The sequence below is a fragment of the Sphaerochaeta sp. PS genome, from assembly GCF_032144095.1.
GTDB lineage: Bacteria > Spirochaetota > Spirochaetia > Sphaerochaetales > Sphaerochaetaceae > Sphaerochaeta.
Genome location: NZ_JAVSNJ010000001.1, coordinates 384,778 through 408,590, shown reverse-complemented (window position 1 = coordinate 408,590; position 23,813 = coordinate 384,778). Strand labels below are relative to the sequence as shown.

The window sequence follows — 23,813 nt, the reverse complement described above, 5'->3', positions numbered from 1 at the left end:
TTTGTATTATACACCTTCACGGCTTGTGCGATAGAACTCGCCATCGGTGTAGTTATAGACAGGAACATAGGAAGGAAGGGGCAGCACCTGCTCATGGATGGCATCCAGCACAGAGGAGGCCTGGGCAAAGTAGTACTCCTCCATCTCGGCAGGAGGGGTGATCCAGTTGCGTGAGCCAACCACCACGATCGGGGCATCGAGATGCTCAAAGGCAAGGCGGGTGAGGTTGGAGGCTACCGTGTGAAGGTAGCTTCCGCGCTCTGCGCTGTCGGTGACCATCACACAACGGCCGGTCTTCTTCACGGAGGCGATGAGGGTCTCGTACTTGAGGGGGTTGATCCACCTCAGGTCGATGACCTCTGCCTTCATGCCAAACTCCTTCTCCAGTCGCTTTGCAGCTTCCAGGGCCGTGTAGAGGGAGGGTCCTAAGGTCACCAGGGTTATTGCATCACCTTCGACCTTGATGGCGGGCTCCCCTTCAGGGATCTCGTAGTAGCCTTCAGGAACACCTTCCTTGACAAACATCTCGCCGATCCCATAGAGTTTCTGGCTTTCGAAGAAGACCACAGGGTCTGTTCCCCGCAAGGCGTAGTTGAGCATGCCCTTCACATCATAGGGGGTTGCAGGATACATAGCCTTCAGCCCAGGGACGGATGCTACCATGCTTGTCCACTCCTGGGAGTGCTGGGCCCCGTACTTGTTCCCGACCGAGACCCTGAGGACCAGGGGCATCTTCAGCACCCCTGCACTCATGGCCTGCCACTTGGGCATCTGGTTGAACACCTCGTCCCCTGCACAGCCAAGGAAGTCGCAGTACATCAGCTCGACCACTGCCCTTCCTCCTGCCATTGCATAGCCGACACCACTGCCGACGATGGCAGACTCTGCTATCGGGGAGTTGAAGAACCGTGAGGGAGGAAGCAACTCGGTAAGGCCACGGTAACAGGCGAAGGCACCGCCCCAGTCGCGATGGTCCTCACCGTAGGCGATCATGGTCGGGTCGATGGAGAAGCGATGGACCATCGCCTCAAAGACCGCATCACGGTACTGGTATTGACGGGCTGCAGGGTACTCCTTGCCAGTCTCGTCATAGGCATAGCGGTTACGCTTGGCTATCTGCTGGGATCTCAGGTTGTCCTCAACCTTCTCCAGCAGGACAGGCTCACGATCATCCAGCTTCTCGACGCTCTGGTTGGAGAACATCACCGACTCGACAAAGGAGGCATCAACCATCGGGCTGAGGACCGGGTCGACGGTGATCTCCATCGTCTTCCTCATCTTCTCTTCCAGGATGGCGTCAAAGCCGTCAAGGTCCTTCTGGGTCACCAGCTTGTTCTCGATGAGATAGGCACCATAGGCCTCGATGGGATCCTGGGAGCGGAACGCATCCAGCTCCTCCTTGCTGCGGTAGGTCATTGCATCCGATGGGCTGTGACCGCTGTAGCGGTAGGTAAGGGTATCCATGAAGGCAGGGCCCTCGCCCTTGAGCAGGAGGGCCTTCTTGCGCGCTGTTGCATCAGCAACAGCCAGGGGGTTGAAGCCATCGACCCGCTCGGTATGCATCGAGAATTCGTTTATCCCTGCCCCCATCCTGGCGGCTATTCCATAGCCCATGGTCTCGCCCACTGGCTGGCCGCCCATGGCATAGAGGTTGTCAAAACAGTTGAGCATGAAGGGCGGGTAGCCGGGATTGTCTTCCCAGAGGGTCTTGTACTGGTCCATCGAGGAGAGTACCAGCCCTTCCCAGACAGGGCCGCGGGCAAGGGAGCCATCACCGACGTTGGCGATGACAATACCCTTCTTGCGGTTGATCTTCTTGTAGAGGGCGGCCCCAACCGCTATGGTGCAGGACCCCCCGACTATGGCGTTGTTGGGCATGCTTCCAAAGGGCTTGAAGAAGGTGTGCATCGAGCCGCCGAGACCTGCGGAGAAACCGGTCTTCTTTGCGTAGATCTCTGCCAAGGCACCGTAGAGGACAAAGTTTTCGGCAAGGTCACGGGTATCCTTTCCTGCAAAATGCTGCTTGACAACCTTGTAGGTACCCCCGTCCATGAACTCTTCCATGATGGTGAGCAGCTCCTTCTCCTCCATCTTCCAGATGGCAGAGAGGCTCTTGGCCAGGATCTCCCCATGGCTGCGGTGGGAACCGAAGATCTGGTCCTCGGGTCCAAGCACCATCGCCTGGCCTACAGCGGCACTCTCCTGGCCTGCAGAGAGGTGGGCCGGGCCCTTGTGGTTGTACTTGATGCCCTGGTAGACACCCTCTTTCTTGATGGTATCCAGCATCGTCTCGAACTTGCGGATCAGCAGCATGTCGTAGTATGCGCGAACCAGACGATCCTTGCCGTACAGTTTGAGTTCCTTCTTGAAATCACTCTGGTATTGGTTGACCGGTATGGAAGGAAGTGTGATGGTCTGTTTCTCCCTCAGTTGTTTGGGGTCGAAAGGTAGTGTTCTGGACATAGGGTAAACTCCTTATAGTTGTTCCTACAGCGTATGGTCGAGGGCGAAGCAAGCATCCTTGATCAGCTCTGACACACTTGGGTGAGGGAATACAATCTCTTTGACATCCTGGATTCGCAGTTCAGCCTCGATGAGTGCTGCCGCTCCCCAGATCATCTCGCTGCTGTAGGGTCCCAGCAGGTGGACGCCCAAAATGACGTTCGTCGTTGCATCGGCGATGACCTTGACCAAACCCCCGGCGCGCTTACCCTGCTCGGCAAGGAACCTGCCGTTGGAACGCATCTGCACCGTCTGGCTCTTTACTGCAATGCCTCGCTTTGCCGCCTCGGTCTCGGTAAGGCCACAGCCGGCACCCTCAGGGAGGGAGTAGACAGCCCAGGGGATGGCGTTGTAGCGCATCCTCTGCCTGGTGGTACCAAAGATGTTGGAGATCGCGACCTCTGCCATCCTCGAGGCACTGTGGGCAAGCAGGGACTTGCCGTTGACATCCCCAATTGCATAGACATTGGCTATGTTGGTCTGCAGGCGGTCATTGACAGCGATCCCTGTCCTTGCAATTTCCAGCTTCAGGTTCTCTAGCCCGGCAACATTGGGGCGTCGGCCGACACTCATGAGAACCAATTCAGAAGCAATGGTCTGCCTGACGCCCTTTGCATCGGTGTAGACCACCCCTTCAGGGGTAATCTCCTCAACCTTGCAGCCAAGCTTGAAATCCACGCCCTTCATCTCGCGCCGCATCAGCTTGGCGAACTCACCGTCCATCATGGGCAGGATCTCGTCCATCATCTCTATGACCGTAACCTTCGTCCCGACCATGGAGAAATAGGAGGCAAACTCAACGCCGATGACTCCGCCACCGATAATGGCAAGGGTTTCAGGTATCTTCTCGACCGAGAGAATCTCATCGCTGGTAAGCACATGCGCAAGCTTGCTGCCCTCTATGGGAGGGACAAAGGGAGAGGAGCCTGTGGCCACGATCAAAAAATCCGTTGCATAGACGGTATCGCCCACCTTGACGTGGTGGGGGTCGATGAATTGGGCCTCACCGAAGAGGGTCTCGACCTTGTTCGACTTCATCAGGAAGCCGATGCCGCTGCGCAGTGTTTCCACCGTATCCTGTTTCCAGGCCATCGCCTTGGTCAGGTTATAGCTTAAGCCCTTGGCCTCCAGGCCATACTGCTCCCCTTCGAGGGTGTGCCGGTACTGCTTGGCACTATGGAGCAGGCTCTTGGTCGGGATGCAGCCCCAGTTGGTGCAGACACCGCCAAGATATCCCTTCTCAATGAGAAGGACCCTCTTGCCAAGCGATCCGGCACGTTCGGCAGCCACATAGCCGCCAGGGCCTGAGCCCACTACGATAAGGTCATACGTTTCCATCAAGGGCCTCCTACAAAGCCAACAACAGGTCGATCGAAGCGATATTGTCCATCAGGGCCTTCAGGAAGCGTGCTGCATCAGCACCGTCGACAGCCTGGTGGTCCATGGTAAGGGAAAGCCCGATATGCGGTATGAAGGAGACTGTTCCATCCTTGGCCTCGTTAGGCTTGAGGACAATGGTCCCCACTCCCAGGATCGCGACTTCAGGCACATTGAGCACCGGAGTAAAGGCCTCGATGCCAAAGGATCCTACATTGCTTACGGTAAAGGTACTGCCCGAGAGCTCTTCAGGGGTGGCACTGCCTTCCTTGCATTTGGCGACCAGGCGCTTTACCTCAAGGGAGATCGCCTTCAGGCTCATATTCTGGCTATTGCGGATGACAGGGACTAGCAGGCCCCGCTCGGTATCGGTGGCCATTCCCAGGTGAACCGAAGAGAACCGCAGCATCTTGTCCCCAAGGAAGTGGGCATTGAAGGCTGGGAAATCCACAAGGGTCCTGGAGACTGCAAAGAGGACCAGGTCGTTGAGGGTGACATCGGTAAGGCCCAACTCGCTCTTGCTCGCCTTGAACCCTGCACGGAGGCTCTTCAGGGCCCTGGCATCGGCAAAGGCATGGAGGGTAAGCTGGCAGGTTCCATGGATGGAGGCCATCATCCTTCGTGCGGTGACCTTTCTCACACCCTTTACAGGGATTTCGGTGACGGGGCCTTCAGCAGTTGGGGAAGAGGGCAAAGAAGGGGCGGCTGGGGCAACAACAGGGGAGACGAGGTCGGATGCAAGCACCCTCCCTCCGATACCGCTACCGGCAACAGGGGCGGCGAGGCCTTGCTTCAGGGCAGCTTCCCTGGCAGCAGGGGTAAGAGGCTGGCTTGCTGCATTGAGTACATCCCGCTCGATTACCCTCCCCTTTGGCCCGGTTGCATAGAGTGAGGAGAGGGGGATGCCCAGGGAGGACGCAAGGGCCCTTGCCCTTGGACTTGAGCCTGTACTTTCCTGGGAGGGGGTGACAGACAAGGGAGCGACAACCATCTCTTCCAGGTTGCCGACCTCTTTTTCCTGTTCGGCCGGAGCTGCAGAGGCAACCTCCACCTTCTCACCGGGTTCCCCTACTACGGCTATGGGTACCATGACAGGTACCTCATCGCCTTCCTTGTAGAGCAGAGCGAGGACACTCCCTTCGGCTGTCGACTCGACATCGATGGTTGACTTGTCGGTCTCGGCAGAGCAGAGTACGTCCCCGATGGCGACCTTGTCCCCGACCTTCACATTCCATTCGACAATGATACAAGACTCTACTGAATTTCCTTGCTTGGGCATCACAACCTGTTGTGCCATCTCTCTGTTCTCCTCTATTGGGCAATGATGACTTCAACCCCCAGCTCTTCCAGCTGGGTGATCAAGTCCTGGGGAAAACCACTGTCTGTGACAATGGTGTCTATCTCTGTTACTGGCATGATCCTGACAAAGCCCCTGTTTCCGACCTTCGAGGAGTCGACACAGAGCACCCTGCGTGTTGCCTGGGCACACATGCGCTGCAATACCTGGGCATTCTCTATCAGGGAGGTGGTGAGCCCGTGCTCCAAGGTGATGCCGTCGGTTCCGAAAAAGGCAGTCGACACGTGGTAGTTCTCTATCTGGGAAATGGCAACAGGCCCTACCAGGGCTTCTGCCTGAGGACGGTACTCCCCTCCTACCAGGGTTATATCCAACAGGGGATTGGCCCGTCCGTAGGGGAGCAGGAGGGTGGAATTGGTCACCACCTTGATGCTCTTCAGCCCGAAAAGGTATCGGGCAATGAGCGAGCAGGTCGATCCGTTGGAGATCATGATGAAAGCACCGTCGTTGACCAACGATGCGGCAGCCTTGGCGATAAGCTCTTTCTGAGGGGTGTTTGAGGGATCGCGCAACGAGGACTGGGGGGAAGAGGCTGCCATCACCCGACCATGGGAACGGACCACGAGGCCCTTTGAATCCAGGTCACGTAGGTCTCCCCGAATGGTGACCGCAGAAACACCAAGCTCTTCGCTGAGTCGGGTTACCGGGTACTCCTCACCGCTACGCAGCAATTCAAGAATTTTAGCTTCTCGGGAAGATATTCCCACCATTTCTATCGCTCCTCTTTCATTACACTTTCATATCACTTTCGATTGTATTATTAATCCAGAGCAAAATCAAGTGAAAATGAAAGAATCTGTTCAATCCATATGGAACACCTCTTCCAGCGGGATGGAGACCGGTGAGTTGTCCTCATGGGTCTCCATGAGGTCAGCCATATAGGCCCACCACCTCTGTACAAGGGGATCGTCGCCCAGGTTCTGGGAACCCGAACCACCCCTTGTCCTCTGGAATGCAAAGAGCAGGTTTGTCTCTTCATCGAAGTAAATCGAGTAGTCGTAGACCCCGTTGGAAGAGAGCAGGGCCTTCAGGGCCGGCCATATCTCAGCGTGTCTTCTCTTGTACTCTTCCTTACAGCCTTGCTTCAGCTTCATGACAAACGCCTGTCGCATATCCATTCTAGAGTCCTCCTGGCCGTGCATGCTGCATTTTGAGCTTGCGGTTGGCCTTGTAGATGTCCAGCAACCTGGGCAGCAGTACCGCAGTGATGAGCAGCGAACCGATGACGATGGTCATCACCGTACCGGAGAACTTGAGCAGCCCCATGCCAAACTTCAGGTACCCTACCAGCAAGGAGCCGATGAAGACCCCAAAGACAGAGCCCCGGCCCCCGGTGATGGCAACCCCGCCAAGAACTACCAGGGTGATGATCTCAAGGTCCCATCCAGTGGCAATGTTGGAACGTACCGAAAGGATCCTGCTTGCAAGCAGTACTGCGGTGAATCCGCAGAAAAGGCCGGTGAGGGTGTAGTTGATCACCCTGGTCCTCTTTACGTTGATGCCGGAGAACCTCGCAGCCTCGGCACTGTTTCCAATCGCATAGAGGCGCCTGCCATAGGATGTCTTGTGCAGGACAAAGGCGAAGATGAGCATCAGACCAAGGTAGAGTACCAACTCAAAGGGGATGGTGGTCCCACTGATGAACTCCTGGCCGAAGAATCCAAAGCCCTCGGGATATTTTGTACAGGCGTGCTCGCCCAACATCCCGGTGGCAATGCCCCGGTAGATGCTCTGCGTCGCTAGCGTTACCGCGATGGCAGGCATTTCCAGGCCTGTGATGAGCAACCCGTTGATGAGGCCGGCTATGGTACCCACGATCAGGGAGACTACGATTAGGGAGGGGATGTTTGCCCCGGCCTCTGCCGAAATCCCGATGACATAGGCACAGAGGGCTATGATCGAGGCTATGGAGATGTCAATGTCCCCGCACATGATGATGAAGATCATCGGGAGGGCCATGATCGCCTTCTCCGAGAACTGGAAGGAGGCATTCATCAGATTGTACCAATCAAGGAAGTAGGGGGTCATGTTGGAGAAGAAGACGAACACCAAAACAAAGAGGAAGGAGAGGATCACCTCCCATTTGGTAACAAGCTCAATGATCCGGTTTTTCAGGGAAAGCTCGTCGATCAGACGGCTCTGTGCCACGAATTGTTTCTTTTCACTCATGGGGTTATCCTCTCCTCTGCGCTAGCAGTTTTCTGGTTTTTCTCTGGTCGCTGATGGTGTTCAAGGCCAAGGCAATCAGGACGATCAGGCCCTGTACAAAAGTTTGCCAGAAAACCGAGAGATAGATAACAGGGAGGGCGTTGGTCACCACACCCAGAAAGAGGGTACCCAAGGCCACCCCTATGATGCCCCCAGCACCACCTGAGAAGTTCACCCCGCCGAGCACGCAGGCAGCAACAGCCTGCATCTCAAAGCCGGTGGCCATCTCATTTACCGCGGAGGCATACCGTGCAGTCCAGAGGGCTCCGGCAAGGCCACACAGGGTTCCTGAGACAAGGAACACTACCAGCCGTACCCTGCTCTCATTGACTCCCACGTACTTTGCAGCGGTGGGGTTTCCCCCGATTGCATAGATCTCACGTCCAGTGCGGGTATATCTGCTGAAATAGTAGAAGAGCGCTATCACCAGCAAGGCTATCCAGAGCAGATAGGAGAGCCCCAGGAAGGTGGTACGCGGCAGGGCTATGTACCCTGGGCTCATCTCGTGGGCAGTTACCCAGGTCCCCTTGCTCAACAGGAAGGTCATCCCCCTGAAGATGCTCATGGTACCAAGGGTGGTGATGATGGGAGGGATCTTCCCGTACGCCACCAAAACCCCATTGATCAGGCCCAACAGGGCCCCTACTGCGAGGCCGACGAGCAACAACAATCCTGCAGGAACCTGGGGGTAGCTCTCGTTGATCATCCCGCAGGCCATGCCGCTGAAGGCGATGATGGAGCCGACCGAGAGGTCGATGCCATTGGAGAGGATAACATAGAACTCCCCTATCGCCACAATGACGAGGATCGCCATGTCATTGAGGATGGTATTGATGTTGTTTGGGGAGAGGAATTGCGGGGAGCGGATGCTGATCGGGACCAGCAGGACCACAAGCAGCAGCATCAGCGTTGCCTCACGTCGGGCAAGGGTCCGTTTTACAAATTGGGAAAAACTGGTGTCAGCCATGGATAACCTCCTCTACCTCTTTGATAGCATAGCGCATCACCAGGGAGGCACTGAGATCCTTTCGGTCTATGAATCCTGTCTGGATGCCTTCGTGCATCACCATGACCCTGTCGGCCATCCCGATCACCTCAGGCAGTTCCGATGATATGAGGATAACGGCTACCCCACGGCTGGCCATCTCAAAGACAAACTCATGGACAGCGGCCTTGGTCGCCACATCGATGCCCTTGGTAGGTTCATCGAGTATCAGGATCTTTGGGTCGGTCCCTATCCACTTGGCGAGGACCACCTTCTGCTGGTTGCCTCCCGAGAGGGTCTCTGCATCGACATGGTAGCCCGCTGCCTTGATCTCCATCTCATCGCCGTGCTTGCGGACATAGCTCGCCTCGCCCTTGGCTTTGGTAACCAGGCCCTTCCAGCAGAGCTTGGCAAGGACAGGCAAGGAGATGTTGTGCGTCAGGGACATACGGAGTACCAGACCCTGTTTCTGGCGGTCTTCAGGAACCAGGGCAAGACCCATGCGCATGGCATCCTGGGGGCTTCTGGGCTTGTAGGGCTTGCCATCTATGGTCATCGTCCCGCCATCAGCCTTGTCAATGCCGAAGATGGTGCGGACGACCTCCGTCCGTCCAGCACCCACCAGGCCAAAGAGGCCCAGGATCTCTCCCCGGTGTAGGTCAAAGCTGATGTCCTTGAATGCCCCAAGCTGGGAAAGTCCTCTCACTGAAAGGACCTTCTCCCCGGTACGGGTGGTGTGGTCGGGGTACAACTGGTCGACACTTCGGCCGATCATCATGTTGATGATGGCATCCTCGTCGCTCTCCCCTACCTTCCCTTCCCCTATATACTGACCGTCACGAAGGACCGTATAGTAGTCACAGATCTCAAATATCTCGGCAAACTTGTGGGAGATGAAGAGGATGGCTTTGCCCCGCTGCTTCAGGTCCCGTACAATTCTGAACAGGTCCTCCACCTCCCTGCCTGTCAGGGCAGAGGTGGGTTCATCCATGATGACAAGCTTGGCATCCAGCGAGAGGGCCTTGGTAATCTCTACCATGTGCCGCTTGGCTACGCTGAGGTTTTTTACCAAGGTATCAGGATCGATATCAAGTTGCATCTGGGCAAGGAGGAGTCGGGTATTCTCGGTCATCGCCTTCCAGTCGAGCTTGCGGGTCCTCCCATTACGGATATGGTGCCCCATGTAGATGTTTTCCGTGACACTGAGTTCGGGAAACATCGAAGCCTCCTGGTGAATCGCAACAATGCCAGCCTCCTGGGCCTCGGTTGCATTCCTGAAGGAGACAGGTTTTCCTTCCAGTTCGATGGTACCCCCGGTGGGGATATAGACACCGGTAAGAATTTTGACAAGGGTTGACTTGCCTGCCCCGTTCTCACCAATGAGGGCATGAACTTCACCACTGCGAATCGACAAATGGACAGTATCCAGTGCACGAATGCCAGGGAAAATTTTCGTTAGGTTGTGTACTTCCAACAATGCCTGCTGCATTGATCCTCCTTCAGCCGATACGCTTGTCCAGGAAAAGAAAACAGCTCCCGTCCAAAGAACGGACGGGAGCATACAATAGGTAGCTTAGAAAATTGCAGCGTACTGCTCGATGTTGCCCTTGTTGAACACATATGGGGTGCTCATGTAGATGAGGCCATTGTCAACAACGGTAACGCTCTTCATGCGCCCTGCAGGAATCACATCGCCAACAGCGGCTTTGGTGGTTCCGTCAATGAGTGCATTGAGGATGTAGGTGGAGGTGTATCCAAGGTCAATCGGATTCCAGAGAGCCATCTGACGGCAGGTGTCGTCAAGGATGTAGCCCTTCATCTCTGAGGGAAGGCCAAGACCGGTAACTTCAACAACACCGACCTTACCGGCATCCTTCACAGCCTGTGCAGTTGCGAGCAAACCAACAGTGGTCGGGCAAATGATAGCCTGGAGCTTGGGATACTTCTTCATCAAGGAGACAGCTTCACGGTAGCTCTTGTCCGGTGCATCATCACCATAGACGACTTCAACGAGCTTCATCTTGGAGTACTTTGCATCGGTGATCTCTTTCTTCATCCATTCAATCCAGAGGTTCTGGTTTGTAGCCTGGGCAGAAGCGGAGAGGACAGCGATTTCACCAGTATAGCCGGTCAGTTCAGCAGCAAGCTGAATCTGCTGGCGGCCGATGAGCTCAGCATTACTGGGAAGAAGGTCGACGATACGTCCACCAGCATTGATGCCGGAGTCAAAGGAAATGACCTTGATACCAGCTGCCATTGCTTTCTTTGCAACGGGAATGAGGGCATCTGCATCGTTTGCGGAGATGGCGATACCGGAGACACGCTGTGCGATCAGGGTCTCGATGATCTCGATCTGGCCTTCAGCAGTTGCCTGGGGAGGAGCCATGTAGGTGGTCTTGATGCCGCCAAGTTCCTTCGCAGCCTCTTCACTTCCCTTGAAACAAGCATCAAAAAATCCATTTCCCATGCTCTTTCCAAGAATGACGATCTGTTTCTCGCCCTTTACAGAGGCATCTTCCTTGGTGCCCTGTGCAAACACCGTTCCCATTGCCATAGCAATGATAAGAACAACCAACAATGTTTTCTTCATAACCAACACTCCTTTTGTTTTTCTCTTCCGGACAAGCCGGAATCTATCTGCAACCCGGATACCGGGGTCAATAGCTGCTTACGTGGTCACCTGGGTACTGCGATACTTCTCCACTTCCCAGTTGCGGATGAACAGGACCATTGCCTCATCCATGAAGAAAGGCCCTCCGAAACTCTCGCTGTAGACACTTACTGCGACAGTGTCAAAGAAGAGGGGAAGAGGTTTCTCCCCTACGGAGAAGACCCCTGTGTTCTGCACACAGATGATCTTTGGCTCGCACCCATAGGTCTTCTCAAAGGTGGCATAGGCCTCTTCCACTGACGAATGCTCGCCTACCCAAAGCGGCTTGAAACCGCTGTAGACGATATGGTCAGGGGTAAAGGAAGAAGCAATGCGAGAAAATACCCTCTCATCGGTGAGATAGTGGGCAAACTCCCTGTTGAAGGCTGCTACTATGGTTGCCCCTGTCAGGTGCTCGAGGGTCGAGACAATCCCAGCCTTCCGCTTCGGGTCAATCTCGAGTGGAGTGAAATCAGGCTTCCTCGAGACCAAGGACTCTATGTTCCCCATGATCTGATCATATTGGGTGGCAATCTCCTCCAAGGTTGCACCTCCTACGAACACCCCATGGTTTTGCAGGAAGATAACCTGCGCTGTCTTGCCACTCTTCTCCTTCTGCAGGGCCAGCCGTTGGCGGACTATCTTGGCAAGGATGAAGCCAGGTTTGACAAGCTCTATCCACAGTGCATCAGGAAAATTCCGTTCGACAGCCTTTTGTCCCTCCACCGAGCAGGTAATCCCATTTACCAGAGCTGGATGGAGATGCACCACATAGGTGAACGGAAGCAGGGCATGCAGGAGAGCCTCCACCGAAGGACGGGCACTCTCCCCTTCAAGACGGGAGGCCATCATGTCCTTGAGGACCTCTTCCTCACGTTCATCATCGTCCGTTGAATAGGTCTTGTCCCAGATGGTCTCCATCCTGGCGAGGTCCATCCTGACGAACCCGCTGCTTCCGATGGAAGAGAGGGCCCAGCCGGAGGCCTTCACATAGAGCACCCCCCCATCCTTGTAGGAGGTGTTGCCACCCCCCAGCAGGACATAGCGTGAGTCGCTTCCATACCGGCGGGACTCCTCGATCAGGGTTTGTAGGCTCATTGCCGTTCTCCTAGCACTTCTTTCTCATAGTCGCCGACCAGCTTGATGAGCTCTGCATCAAGGGCGACATCGTTACGGCGGCAAAACTCATCCCAGATGTAGCCGAAGGGCAAGGTATTCTGCATTTCAAGCAGTGCCATCTTAGCCCAACCGTTGTCTGTCTCCTCATAGCGAAGCAGCAGGTTCAGGGGCTGGAGCATGGCAAAGAGCAGGGCCTTGCGCATCGAGCGCACACCGGTGACCCAAGCACCGATACGGTTGATGGAGGCATCGAAGAAGTCCATCCCTATATGGGTGGTTGCCAGCTTGCCACTGCGGACAAGCTCCTCGGCCACCATCTTTATCTTGTCATTGAACAGGACAACATGGTCGCTATCCCAACGCATGGGGCGGCTTATGTGCAGCAGGATCTCATCGTCGAAGAGCAGCAGGGCCGACAACTTGTCAGAGATATCCTCTTCTGGGTGAAAATGGCCCATGTCGATGCAGAGCATCTTGTTGTTCCTGATGGCATAGTTCATGTAGAACTCATGCGACCCTACCACAAAGGCTTCGCTTCCGATGCCGAAGAGCTTGGTCTCAAGGGCGTCGACCATCTCACTTTTGGGATACTCGATGGCAAAGACCTCATCAAGGGATTCCTTGAGGATTGCACGGTAGCCAAACTTGTCTACCGTAAGGTTCTTGGCCCCATCGGGGATCCAGGTATCGAGGATGCAGGGGCTGCCCTGCTGCCGGCCGATCCAGGCAGCAATCCTTCTACAACGCTTTTCGTGTTCGATCCAGAACCTCCGCACCTGCTCATCCTTGCTGGCAAGGGTAAAGCCATCGTCGGCAAGGGGGTGGCTGAAAAAGGTCCCGTTGAAGTCAAGGTGGACCTGGTTCTTTCGTGCCCAGTCAACCCACCCCTGGAAGTGCTTCTCCTCAATCTGGTCACGGTCGACAAAATCGGAGCCGAACTCACCATAGCTTGCATGGAGGTTGAGGCGGTGTTTGCCGGGGAGAAGGGAGAGGACCTTTTCCAGGTCCCTACGCAATTGCCCAATGCTCTTGGCCTTGCCAGGATAGTTTCCCGTTGCCTGGATACCACCACCACCCAAGGAAGAGTCGGGTCGCTCAAACCCGCCGACATCATCGCCCTGCCAACAGTGGACGGCAATGGGTACATTGGCCAGTTCCTCAAGGACAGATTCAGTATTCACTCCATAGTTTGCATACGCTTCTTTGGCAATCTCATAGGTAGTCATGGTCTAATCTCCTACCATAAGTATGACACCTTTTTGGGAATACGCCTTGACAGAATTGTCATTTTCTAGCACGATTTTATCATGTCATACCAAATCTTGCCTGAGGGCATGTTTTTTACCGAAAACAACCTCCAGATGAAAGTGTTGCTGAGGGACCCAGAAATACCCTATTCCTTACATAGCCACGAATTTTATGAACTTGTAGTAGTTGTCTCAGGCCAAGGTACCCACCTCTTTAAGGGGGGGGAACAGCCTATAGGAGAGGGGTCGGTCCTCTTTATCAGGCCTGGGGTGTTTCATGGCTATGACAGGATTAATAACCTTCGGTTATATAATATTTTACTAGGAAAGGATGTCCTTTCGAGAGACATCTCCGACCTCTCCGAAATGCCGGGATTTCGGGAATTCTTTATGCAGACAGGAGAGAATATTCCCATCTGCAAACTCACGGGATACCAGCTGTCTGAGGTTATTTTCCTGTTGAGGGAGATCAAGAAGGAGAGCGAACAGGCCGGCTTTGCCAAAGGGTCCGCTACCATGACCTATGCAAAGCTCTTGCAACTGGTCATCCAGATAGCACGCATCTACACTCCCAGACCTCAGCTCTCTTCTCGGTTTCCCTATGAACGGCTCACCCCGATCATGGAGTTCATGGAACAGAACCTGAACCGAACCCTGACCCTCGAGGAACTGGTAGAGGTGGCCAACATGAGCAGCAGCACCCTGAACCGTCAGTTCAAGACCATTACCGGCTGGTCTCCGGTGGAGTTCCATATCCATCGGAGAATAGCCTATGCATGTACCCTTATCCTGAAGAGAAAAATGACTATGGAGCAGATCTCTGAAGCCACCGGGTTCTCCGACGCGAATTACTTTTCGCGTCAGTTCCGATCCCACATGGGGATGAGCCCCATCCAGTACAGGAAGGTCTGGACCGAACCCATGCAGTAGGGCTCAGACCACCACGCCTTTCTTCAGCAGTACATTGGCATAGAGAGCCTTCTCACCGGTTGCCACCACGGCGTATGCCTTCTTGGCCCTGTCGTAGAAGGCATATCGGTCAATGAAGGTGAAGGCTGTAAAGGCTGGGTCCCCTTTCTTGGCGATTTTCTCGTATTCGGCCCAGATCGGGGTCTCGACGGTGTCGCCAGGAACCTTTGCCATCAGAATCGCATTGTCGGCGTAGGTATCCAGGGGAAAGAGCTGGAGGATGGCCTCAAGGATGGAGGGCACATCATGGCCATCGAGCCTGATGACACGATCGTTCATGGAAGAAGCGGGGAAGTTCCCATCACCAATGACCAACTCATCCCCATGGCCCATCTCCATGAGCACTTTCAGCAGTTCAGGACTAAGAATGGACGGAATTCTTTTCAGCATGTGGTTCTCCTTCAAGGTGAAAAATAGTTGCAATTTAGCATCGCTCGTGCAATACTGCAAATGATGTAAACGATTACATTGCTAATGATATACCAAGGGGGACCATTATGGCAAATGTTTCTGATAACAAAATGATCGGGGCGGAAAAACGCTACGCAGGCGCCCTGCCAAAGATCGGAATTAGACCTACCATTGACGGAAGGCAGAGAGGTGTTCGCGAATCTCTGGAAGAGCAGACCATGAACATGGCCAAGGCCGCTGCAAAGCTCATCAGTGAGCATGTCTTCCACAGCACAGGCGAGCCTGTTGAGTGCATCATTGCTGACTCTACCATCGGAGGCGTGAGGGAGAGTGCCGACTGTGCAGAGAAGTTTGCCCGTGAGGGAGTTGCCATAACGCTGACAGTCACCCCATGCTGGTGCTACGGAACTGAGACCTTCGACTTCGATCCGCTTACGGTCAAGGCAGTCTGGGGTTTCAACGGTACCGAGCGACCTGGTGCCGTCTACCTGGCGGCAGTCCTTGCTGCCCATACCCAGAAAGGGCTCCCAGCCTTTGGTATCTACGGCCGGGATGTCCAGGACAGCAGTGACACCTCCATCCCCTCTGACGTTGCCGAAAAGATTCTCCGCTTTGCCCGGGCCGCCTTGGTCGTGGCTACCATCCGTGGCAAGAGCTACCTCTCCATCGGAGGATGCTCGATGGGCATCGCAGGCTCCATCGTTGACCAGGATTTCCTGCAGGATTACCTGGGCATCAGGACCGAAGCGATCGACATGTGTGAGATCGAGAGAAGGATCAACGAGAACATCTTCGACCAGGAAGAGTACAAGCTGGCCATCAAGTGGGTACGACAGAACTGCATCCAGGCCGAGGACACAGTCAATGCCCCTGAGAACCGCAGAAGCAAGGAACAGCTGGACAAGGACTGGGAGTACTGCACCAAGATGACCATGGTCTGCAGGGACCTCATGATAGGGAACAAGAAGCTTGCAAAAGCAGGGTTTGGTGAGGAGGCATTGGGGCACAACGCCATCTTCGCAGGTTTCCAGGGCCAGAGACAATGGACTGACCATTGGCCGAACGGGGACTTCATGGAGACGATGCTTACCACCTCCTTTGACTGGAACGGCATACGCGAGCCCTACATCATGGCTACGGAAAATGACTACCTCAACGGTCTTGGCATGCTGTTTTGCAAGCATCTGACCAATCGTGCCTCCATATTCAGCGATGTCCGGACATACTGGAGCCCAGACTCCATCGAGCGGGTAACCGGTTGGAAGCCTGAAGGACTGGCCAAGGAAGGGTTCATCCACCTGATCAACAGCGGAGCAACCACCCTCGATGCCAACGGGCAGATGAAGGACAAAAACGGCAAGAGCGAGATGAAGCACTTCTGGGACATCACCGATGCCGATGTGAAGAACGTTCTGGAGAATACCCGCTTCAGCGTAGCCAACTGTGGCTACTTCCGTGGCGGCGGCTTTAGCTCCACCTTCCTCAGCGAAGGGGACATGCCCCTGACGATGGTCAGGCTCAACATGGTAAAGGGTGTAGGACCTGTCATGCAGATTGCTGAAGGCTGGACCTGCGAGGTACCCGAGAAGGTGTTCGACATCATCAACAAGCGGACCGACCAGACCTGGCCGACCACCTGGTTTGTACCCAGAACCGACGGCAAGGACGGTCCTTTCAAGGATGTCTACTCGGTGATGGCAAACTGGGGAGCCAACCATGGTGCCCTGGGCTATGGCCATTTCGGTGCCGACCTGATGGCCCTCTGTTCCATGCTGCGTATCCCTGTATGCATGCACAACGTCCCTGATGAGCAGATCTTCCGCCCAAGTGCCTGGTCAATGCTAGGCATGAACAAGGAAGGAGCTGACTTCAGGGCCTGTGAGAACTTCGGACCCCTGTACGGAAAGTACTGAGTAGCGATATCAAACAATCTGTAGTGTAAAAGGGGAGCTGGCTTGGCCAGCTCCTCTCTTTCTCCTGCCCCTACAGCTCCAGTATCTTCTCCCACACCCTCTCATCCATAGGGATGCCATCGCGCAGGTTCTCTTCGCGAAGAGTCTTGCGCTTCTCGCCAGGAAACCTCACAGGATTGGAAGGATCCATCGGGATGGAACTCTTCAGGTCTGCAAGAGAAGCAGCAATCTTCTCCTCAATCGCCTCCCTATCGGGCAAATTGGAGAGGGAGATGGCGATGAAGATTTGGGAAACCCCCTTCTCCACCTCTTCCTTCCCTATGGCCTGGGTGGTCATCCCTCCCGAAAGGGCTGCTGCTATGAGGTCCAGGGCAAGGGAGAGTGAGGTCCCTTTCCAGAACCCCATGGGCATGGGCCGCCTGCTCTCCATGATGGCAGCGGCATCCCGGGAAGGGTTACCCTCCTTATCGAATCCGCCATCGAAAGGAAGGGGTCTGCCCTCCCGTTTGTAGGTCTCCATCTTCCCATAGCTGAATTGGGACATGGCGGCATCAACAAGGACAGGGCCGTCCTTGCTGGGAATCGCGAAGACGATGGGGTTGTTGCCAACCTTGGCATCCTTTCCTCCCCAGGCTGGCATAAGAGGCAGGGTGTTGGTCCAGAGGATGCCGATGCAATCCTCTTCAGCCGCCATTAGGCCATAGGTACCAGGGCGCATCCAGTGGGAGTTGTTGGCAAGGGCAACACAGCCGATGGTGTGCCCCTTTGCAAGCTCGATGGCTCGTTTCATACAGATATGGGCATTGAGGTTGCCAGGACCCTGTTTGCCATCCCAGCGCTCAAGAGCGCCAAAGGTGTCCACCCTTGAGGCCCGGGCATTGATATCCACAACCTTGTCATCGATGTTCTTCACATAGAAGCAGAAACGGTTGGCCCCATGGGTGTAGACACCCTCCAGGGAGGTCTCTGCTATCAGGGTCGCAGAAAGCTTTGCCGAGGGGCCGTCCATGCCCCGTAACAGCAACACCTTCTCAAATTGATCGACCATTACCTCAAAAGGGATTCTCATATACCATCCTCCTTGTATTCCCACCAAAGAACCGAACCACAGCTACGCAGGAATGTCACACATCCACGAACAGGCCTGCCGTAGATCCGGTGCATAGCCTGCATATAGGTCTCAACCTGAGGCCTATGCACCTCGGGATGCCTATAGCGGTCGGTCTTGAAATCGATGACCAGTATCTCGTCATCAAGCTCCACCAGCAGATCCACCGAACCTTCCACTACCACCTCCCGTCCCTTGTGGGGGATGGAGGAAAAGAACTGAACCTCACAACGGAGAGCTTTTCCCTCAACATGCTCCCTGAAAAGGTCACTTTCCAGGAAATTGGAACAGAGATGCCTTGCATCAGCAAGGAGAATCCTTCGCTGCGGCTCCGTAAGCAGACGATACAATCTTTGGGGCATAAGGGCAAAGGGGTCCTCCGGAGGCCTTCCCAGCACCATCGCCTCGCACAGCCCGTGGACAAAGGTTCCAAAGTCGGCTGAGACAGAAAAGCTTTGTTGCCTTACCTTTTCAAGGACATCGTCACTGGCCAGCTGGGGCAGAGGGGATCCTTCCTCAAACCCCTGGTCCTGCTCCTCCCTGAAGAGGGTTGTCACCCCGTAGCGCAGAGGACCAAGGTCTACAGCCTTTGGTGTGTTTGCATACCATGTTTTTGCATACGGCAGGCGTTCACCCCTATCGACCAGCTTACCCCCATAGAGGGAGTGCTCGGGGATATCCTCTATTTTCCAGGCGCGCACCATCCCATCGACCAGATCTGGTTCATCGATGTTCACCCCTAGGGTGTTGCAACAGAGCAGAAGGAGGTTACCATCCGGCTTTTCACCGGAGAGATTGCGGTTTTTCAAGTTGAATGAGCCACTGATCACCAGATGGGTCTCTGCCCGGGTTAGGGCGACGTAGAGCAGCCGTTTCATTTCGGCAAGCTCAAACAGCTTTTCATCCTCCTCCTCAAAGAGGGATGCGGCGCTCTTGGCCTCTTCGCTCTTGGCCTCACTGACCGAGAAGGTGCTGGACATGAAGTTGGGAAGGGTCTCACCGGCAAAAGGAGCCAGGGAGCTCCCCTTGCCGCTCCCTCCACTGCCGCTGTTGGCAAGAAATACAATGGGGAACTCCAGCCCCTTTGACTTGTGGATCGTCATGATCTGGACCCCTTCCCCCTGCTCCTTGAGAACCTCCAGGTCATCGAGCCTCTCGTTCTGCCCAAGGTTGCTGCGGATGAAGTCCAGAAACTGGCTCAGACTCATCCCCTGTCCTTCCTTTATCTGGGCAAGGCGGTGGAGGAAGGTGAAATGTTCCAAGTACATCTGGTACTCCGGATGCGTTACCAGGGAGAGGTAGTAGCCGCTCTCATACCACAAAAGCTGGACTATCTCGCTGAGGCTCGCTGTCTCCACCCTACTCTTCAGCAGGGAGAAGAACGAGCAGCAAGCCCGGTAGCGTCCCAGGTCCTCCTCATCAAGGAAGGGACCCTCAACAAAGGGCATATTATGTGCGGTGTAATCTTGTAATGTGGAATACACTCCCTCATCGGAGAGCTTGCAGAAGGGAGAGCGTAAGGCGCTCATATAGGAGAGCCTGTCATCGGGATAGAGGGTAAGCTGCAACATCGCATAGAGGTCGTTTGCCGGTGCTTCCAGCATGAGCGAGCGTGCGCTCTGCAAGGTATAGGGGATGGAGAACTTCCTGAACGCCTTCTCAAAGCTCAGCTGGCTGCCAGTCGTACGCATCAAGAGGGCCATGTCGCTGGGTCTGGGCCTTCTCGGCCCTCCCTTGGAAGGAATCAGATAGTCGTCAGTGGTGAGCATCCTCTGCATGAGGGTCGCTACGGCGTAGGCCTCTGCATCGGAGGCAGTAGCACTCTCCTCGTCCTCATCACCGGCTCCCTTGTCAAACGGCTTCACCAGGATCGAGCAGGTAGGAGAGATCCCTTCAGTAGGCTTGCGGTAGCCCAGGGGGGAGAAATCAGCCTCATACAGCTCTCCTTCATTGCGCATCACCTCCACAAACATCCTGTTGAACAGCTTGATGAGATCAGGTTCGCTACGGTAGTTGGTATCCAGGGAGAGTGCTTCCCCCCCGATCTTGCCAAGCTCCATACCCAACTGCTTGAAGACCCGGACATCAGAGCCGCGGAAGCGGTAGATCGACTGCTTCTCATCCCCAACAAAGAAGAGCTTGTCCTCGGTCAGTGCCGAAGGGAGGGGAATGCCCACTGTAGAGAGTTCCTGCTTTTCGGCAAGCAGGTAGAGCAGCTCCTTCTGTTGCTGGTTGTTGTCCTGGAACTCATCGATCATGATGTAGCGGAACTTTGCCTTGAAGTAGGAGCGTAGGGCAAGGTTGTCCTTGAGTATCTCCACAGCTAACGATGAAACATCGGAGAAGGTAAGGATCCCTGTCTTCCGTTTTTCCTCTTGGTAGGATTCTACGTACTTCCTGACAAAATCGACTACACAGGAGAGTTCCCTCCTGTGCAACAGCACCGAGAGGGCGATGCAGAGCTTGCGCCTATACTGCTTGTACTCTTCTGTGCTTTCACGCAGGAAGAGAAAATCATCCCCGCTCCCTTTTCCGGGCTTTCGGAAAAAGAAGCTGTTGCTTGCCAGCAGGTCAAACATGGCCGCCTCGTCAGGGCCCTTTGCCATCTCGGAGAGTAGCGTCTGTGCAATGGTAGCCGCTACAGCTACGCTCTTAGCAGAGTCGGTAAAGGAGGCGTACCGCTCCAACAAGCTGACAAAGGATGCCAGAAGTGAGTCATACTGCTTTTTGACCTCTTGCAGCAGGGTATCGGCGAGGTGGTCATCCACCTTCTTGGGAAGGTAGTAGTGTTGCGAGGCGAGCCTCAGCAGCATGCCCTCCACCAGGACATCGGGGCTGTAGAGCTGGGAGAGGATCTTCGCCCCTTCACTGAAGGAGCTCTCCTCAAGCAGGGCCAGTGCACACCGTATGGCGCCCTTCTTGTTCTGTTCATCATCGATGGAGAAATCCGCGGCAATGCCGTATGAGGTGCTGTCACAACGGAGGATGGTCGAACAGAAGCTGTCGAGTGTCGATATGGTTGCCTCAGGGAACTTTGCAAGTTGCCTGGCAATATGTTCCTCGTCCTTGAGGGTAAGCAGTTGCCGGTGGATCCTCTCACGCATCTCCCTTGCCGCCTTGCGGGTAAAGGTGAGGGTGAGTATCTGGTCGCAATCGGCTTTCTGCTCCAGCACCAGCCTAAGGAACCTATAGGAGAGTACGGTCGTCTTTCCTGAACCTGCTCCTGCAGAAACAACACAGTTCTTGTCACAGAAGACAGCCTTGAGCTGGTTCTTATCCAACTGCCTGTTCCCCATGGCCATTACTTCATCAAAGGTAATCATTCGGTTGCAAACCTCCTTCTGCAGATGGGTCGGTAGATGCAACCCTTACAGTTCTCCTTGGACGGGGTCGCCTCAAGGTGCCCCTCCCCAATGCCTTGGGCCATCTTGATCAGGGCATCTTCCAGAGCCTGGTCACAAAAGGCCATGACAGCGCTATCCTCCCTATCCCAGATAGGAAGGTAGGAACCATCCTTGATGCTGTAGTAGGAGGCGTTCACCACCTCGGCGCCCAGGTCTTCCCGTACCAGCTTCCTGTAGAGAGGCAGCTGGAAGGAGGGAACCTTGTCCTTGATCTTGCTAAAGGGGGCCTTCCCCTTCTTGTAGTCGATGACCGCATAGAGCTTGCCTTCTGGTGGGTCGAGGCAGATGATGCGGTCTATCCTCCCTTCCAGGGAGAACAGCTCGTTGACAAAGGCGAGCTTCTTCTCAAAGAAGAGGGAACGGGTATGGGCAAAGAGACGCTCTTCCTCATCGAGGATGGCGGTACACTTAACCCTGAACTCATGGATGATCCAGGCACGGGAGGGAGGGTTCGGTCCCCCTTCGCCAAAAAACTCGACAAGCTTATTGTCAAACAGGGAGAGCAACAGGGCCCTATACTCCTCCTTCTTCATCGGGGAGTAGTACTCGATCCTGGAGAAGAAGGCCTCATAGACAGCGTGTAGGAACGAGCCAATGAGGCGGTGGTCCACACTGAGTACCTGGTATTCGGCCTGGTCGACCTCGAAGAGGTATTTGCACAGCCATGCATAGGGACAGCGGACAAAGAGGTCAAGGCCTGTCGGGGAGAGGTGGATGAGCCCCTCCTCATCCTTCAGCAGGGGGATCCACTCCCTGGGAATGGGCTTCCTTGCAAAATCGCTCCGTGTATCTGCAAGTGAGGTCTCCAGGGCAAGGGCAAACCATTGGCTCTGCCTGGCCGTGGCCTTGCCATCGGGCTCGCCCCCACGCCACAGGAGGTTCTCCCCCTCAAAGGGGTCAGCAGCCTCTGCGGTATCCTCGCGATGGGCCGTCAGCAGGTCGTGTTCCAGGAAATAGGTGGGGGGCAGAGCCTCCCCCTCATAGCTGGAGGTATGGTAGGAGAGATAGGTCTCCCCCTCCCCGAGGAGGGTAGATCGCAAGGTCGCCTCAGTGGTATCCTCCTCCCTCCTCTCCTTGACATCTACAGTCTGGGGGAGCAGGGCCAGGGGTTGGTCTACACAACGTGAGGCTGTGTGGTCCAGGGAGAGGATGAAATGGTGTGGCCCATCCAAGGCCGCTGTCAGGGGCCAGGGATAGACCTGTATCCCTTCATCCCCCATCTGGGGGACATAGAGCTTGGTATCCAGGTAGTCGAGCAGGAAGCTGAAGATGGCTGGCTGGGAGGGTATCGAGGCTGCCGCCATGGCTGCCTTGATGCTCTCCATGGCATCGAGGCAGAAGGAGTAGACATCCTCACCGGAGGTCCCTTCCCACTGGGTCTCGATGAAATAGGTGTCCTGGAAGTGGTTGAGCTTCTTTCTGAGCTCCTCGATGGTCTTGGCCGTGCATAGGCCTACGATACTCTCCTTGAACTGACGGTACCATTGGACAAGAGGCCCATTGTGCAGCTGTTCGACCCACTGGTCACTACCCCACAGCGAGCCTTGAACCACAGCCCTATCCACGGCAACGGCGAGAAGCTTTCGCTGCTTGTCCTGCTCTTTCCAGGGAAAGCCTATGTCAAGCAAAAGTGCCTTCATGCTTTCCAGGCTAAAACGCTCGTCATAGACCTCCTTCAGGCGGGAGAGGAACCTCCCGCTGGGATAGAGCAAGGGGGACTTGCCCTGTCGGATGACCAGGGGGATGTCATAGAGCCAGGCTTGTTGCTCAAGGAGGCCGAGCATGGTGGTGGGGTTGGCACACCCGATGAGGATGTCCCGGGTTGGGACGCCCTCATCAAGGAGGTGGCGGATCCTGCGCAGCGTGGTGTGGATCTCCTCGACATGGTTGGAGAATATCTCAAGCCTTACCCTGGTGCCGCTACAGTCTGGCAGTGGCTTGCGGACGATCCAGGAGGGGGAGCCCAAACTTTCGATAAGGCTATCCAACCCGGCAATGAGGTCGGGAAAAAGGATGCAGTATCGGCGGGAAAGCACCGCATCATCAGCGAACTGCAGGGAGGGCCTCTCAAAGCCTGGTTCGAAAAGGTGGTTCTCCGCCAGGAACCTTGTGTATGCTTGGTAGAGTATCGCCACGTCCTGCTGCATCGGGCGGGGCATCAGGGCGAGGACCTCTTCATCCAGAGCCTGTCCCAGCTGTGGTAGCAAGGAGGCAAGGTATTTGCTGAATCTGCTGTTCGCCTCAGGAAAGGCTGGGTTTATGAAGTAGGAGAGCCCATGGGGGCTCTGCAGCAGGCTTTTGGTAAACAGCTTGCGGATAAGGGTGTTGGAGGGTTGTTCGTTCTCATGCTTGGGCAAGAACTGCGCCCGAAACAGGTCAAAGGAGATGGCCTGTTCGCTTAGGATCGCCCTCTTCTTCCCCGTAAGGGCATAGTCGGCCAAGAAGCGTCTTGCTGCTACCTCTGTGGGAAACACACAGACATACCCTTCATCAAAAGCACTATGGGTGTAGGTTCGTTTCGTTTCTCTCATACATTGCAGTATACCACGATTGTGTGTACGAT

Annotated in this window: 17 protein-coding genes; 2 read left to right on the top strand and 15 right to left on the bottom strand. The window is 55.2% G+C overall.

The features are described 5' to 3' along the window. Positions 1-6: 6 nt before the first annotated feature. The 11 genes from ROJ03_RS01955 to ROJ03_RS01905 all read right to left on the bottom strand — a co-directional run bounded on the left by ROJ03_RS01955 (position 7) and on the right by ROJ03_RS01905 (position 13,424). Positions 7-2,463, bottom strand: coding sequence for a thiamine pyrophosphate-dependent enzyme (locus ROJ03_RS01955; RefSeq protein ID WP_313725307.1), 2,457 nt, complete (start codon positions 2,461-2,463; stop codon positions 7-9). 24 nt (positions 2,464-2,487) lie between these two features. Beyond that, positions 2,488-3,840 (bottom strand): dihydrolipoyl dehydrogenase, encoded by a 1,353-nt coding sequence (lpdA, locus tag ROJ03_RS01950; RefSeq protein WP_313725306.1) that lies wholly within the window; start codon positions 3,838-3,840, stop codon positions 2,488-2,490. Positions 3,841-3,850: 10 nt separating this feature from the next. Then, positions 3,851-5,176: a dihydrolipoamide acetyltransferase family protein gene (locus ROJ03_RS01945; RefSeq protein WP_313725305.1), complete on the bottom strand. Its 1,326-nt coding sequence runs from the start codon at positions 5,174-5,176 to the stop codon at positions 3,851-3,853. A gap of 14 nt (positions 5,177-5,190) precedes the next feature. After that, on the bottom strand, positions 5,191-5,946 hold the full coding sequence (locus tag ROJ03_RS01940) for a DeoR/GlpR family DNA-binding transcription regulator (RefSeq protein ID WP_313725304.1): 756 nt from the start codon (positions 5,944-5,946) through the stop codon (positions 5,191-5,193). A gap of 90 nt (positions 5,947-6,036) precedes the next feature. Beyond that, complete coding sequence (gene rhaM, locus ROJ03_RS01935; RefSeq protein WP_313725303.1) at positions 6,037-6,354, bottom strand: L-rhamnose mutarotase; 318 nt, start codon at positions 6,352-6,354, stop codon at positions 6,037-6,039. A 1-nt stretch (position 6,355) separates the two neighbouring features. After that, a complete protein-coding gene (locus tag ROJ03_RS01930; RefSeq protein WP_313725302.1) occupies positions 6,356-7,405 on the bottom strand; it encodes an ABC transporter permease in 1,050 nt (349 codons plus the stop codon). Between the two features lie 4 nt (positions 7,406-7,409). After that, complete coding sequence (locus ROJ03_RS01925; RefSeq protein WP_313725301.1) at positions 7,410-8,411, bottom strand: ABC transporter permease; 1,002 nt, start codon at positions 8,409-8,411, stop codon at positions 7,410-7,412. Next, entirely contained in the window at positions 8,404-9,918 is a 1,515-nt protein-coding gene (locus tag ROJ03_RS01920) for a sugar ABC transporter ATP-binding protein (protein WP_313725300.1), read from the bottom strand. Before ROJ03_RS01920 ends, ROJ03_RS01925 begins: the two co-directional genes overlap by 8 nt. 84 nt (positions 9,919-10,002) lie before the next feature. After that, positions 10,003-11,019: a rhamnose ABC transporter substrate-binding protein gene (gene rhaS, locus ROJ03_RS01915; RefSeq protein ID WP_313725299.1), complete on the bottom strand. Its 1,017-nt coding sequence runs from the start codon at positions 11,017-11,019 to the stop codon at positions 10,003-10,005. A 78-nt stretch (positions 11,020-11,097) separates the two neighbouring features. After that, positions 11,098-12,177 carry a class II aldolase/adducin family protein gene (locus ROJ03_RS01910; RefSeq protein WP_313725298.1) on the bottom strand — a complete coding sequence of 360 codons (1,080 nt, stop codon included), beginning with the start codon at positions 12,175-12,177 and terminating at the stop codon, positions 11,098-11,100. Beyond that, positions 12,174-13,424 carry an L-rhamnose isomerase gene (locus ROJ03_RS01905; RefSeq protein WP_313725297.1) on the bottom strand — a complete coding sequence of 417 codons (1,251 nt, stop codon included), beginning with the start codon at positions 13,422-13,424 and terminating at the stop codon, positions 12,174-12,176. The genes ROJ03_RS01910 and ROJ03_RS01905 overlap by 4 nt, the downstream gene beginning before the upstream one ends. Positions 13,425-13,505: 81 nt before the next feature. On the opposite strand from ROJ03_RS01905, the gene ROJ03_RS01900 reads away from it, so the two are divergent. Next, positions 13,506-14,375 (top strand): AraC family transcriptional regulator, encoded by an 870-nt coding sequence (locus ROJ03_RS01900; protein ID WP_313725296.1) that lies wholly within the window; start codon positions 13,506-13,508, stop codon positions 14,373-14,375. 3 nt (positions 14,376-14,378) lie between these two features. On the opposite strand, the gene fucU is transcribed toward ROJ03_RS01900, so the two are convergent. Then, on the bottom strand, positions 14,379-14,804 hold the full coding sequence (gene fucU / locus ROJ03_RS01895; RefSeq protein WP_313725295.1) for an L-fucose mutarotase: 426 nt from the start codon (positions 14,802-14,804) through the stop codon (positions 14,379-14,381). 107 nt (positions 14,805-14,911) lie between these two features. Between fucU and ROJ03_RS01890 the strand changes: the two genes are divergently transcribed. After that, the gene (locus ROJ03_RS01890) at positions 14,912-16,738 is read left to right on the top strand and encodes an L-fucose isomerase (RefSeq protein WP_313725294.1); all 1,827 of its coding nucleotides are present in this window, start codon (positions 14,912-14,914) and stop codon (positions 16,736-16,738) included. A gap of 70 nt (positions 16,739-16,808) precedes the next feature. Here the strand turns inward: ROJ03_RS01890 and yiaK are convergent, their stop codons facing one another. Genes yiaK through ROJ03_RS01875 form a run of 3 tightly spaced genes read right to left on the bottom strand, consistent with a single transcriptional unit; the run spans position 16,809 to position 23,781 of the window. Continuing rightward, positions 16,809-17,807, bottom strand: coding sequence for a 3-dehydro-L-gulonate 2-dehydrogenase (gene yiaK, locus ROJ03_RS01885; RefSeq protein WP_313725293.1), 999 nt, complete (start codon positions 17,805-17,807; stop codon positions 16,809-16,811). Further along, positions 17,804-21,169, bottom strand: a complete 3,366-nt coding sequence (locus tag ROJ03_RS01880; protein WP_313725292.1) for a UvrD-helicase domain-containing protein — start codon at positions 21,167-21,169, stop codon at positions 17,804-17,806. The genes yiaK and ROJ03_RS01880 overlap by 4 nt, the downstream gene beginning before the upstream one ends. Beyond that, positions 21,166-23,781, bottom strand: a complete 2,616-nt coding sequence (locus tag ROJ03_RS01875) for a PD-(D/E)XK nuclease family protein (protein WP_313725291.1) — start codon at positions 23,779-23,781, stop codon at positions 21,166-21,168. Before ROJ03_RS01875 ends, ROJ03_RS01880 begins: the two co-directional genes overlap by 4 nt. Positions 23,782-23,813 lie beyond the last annotated feature (32 nt).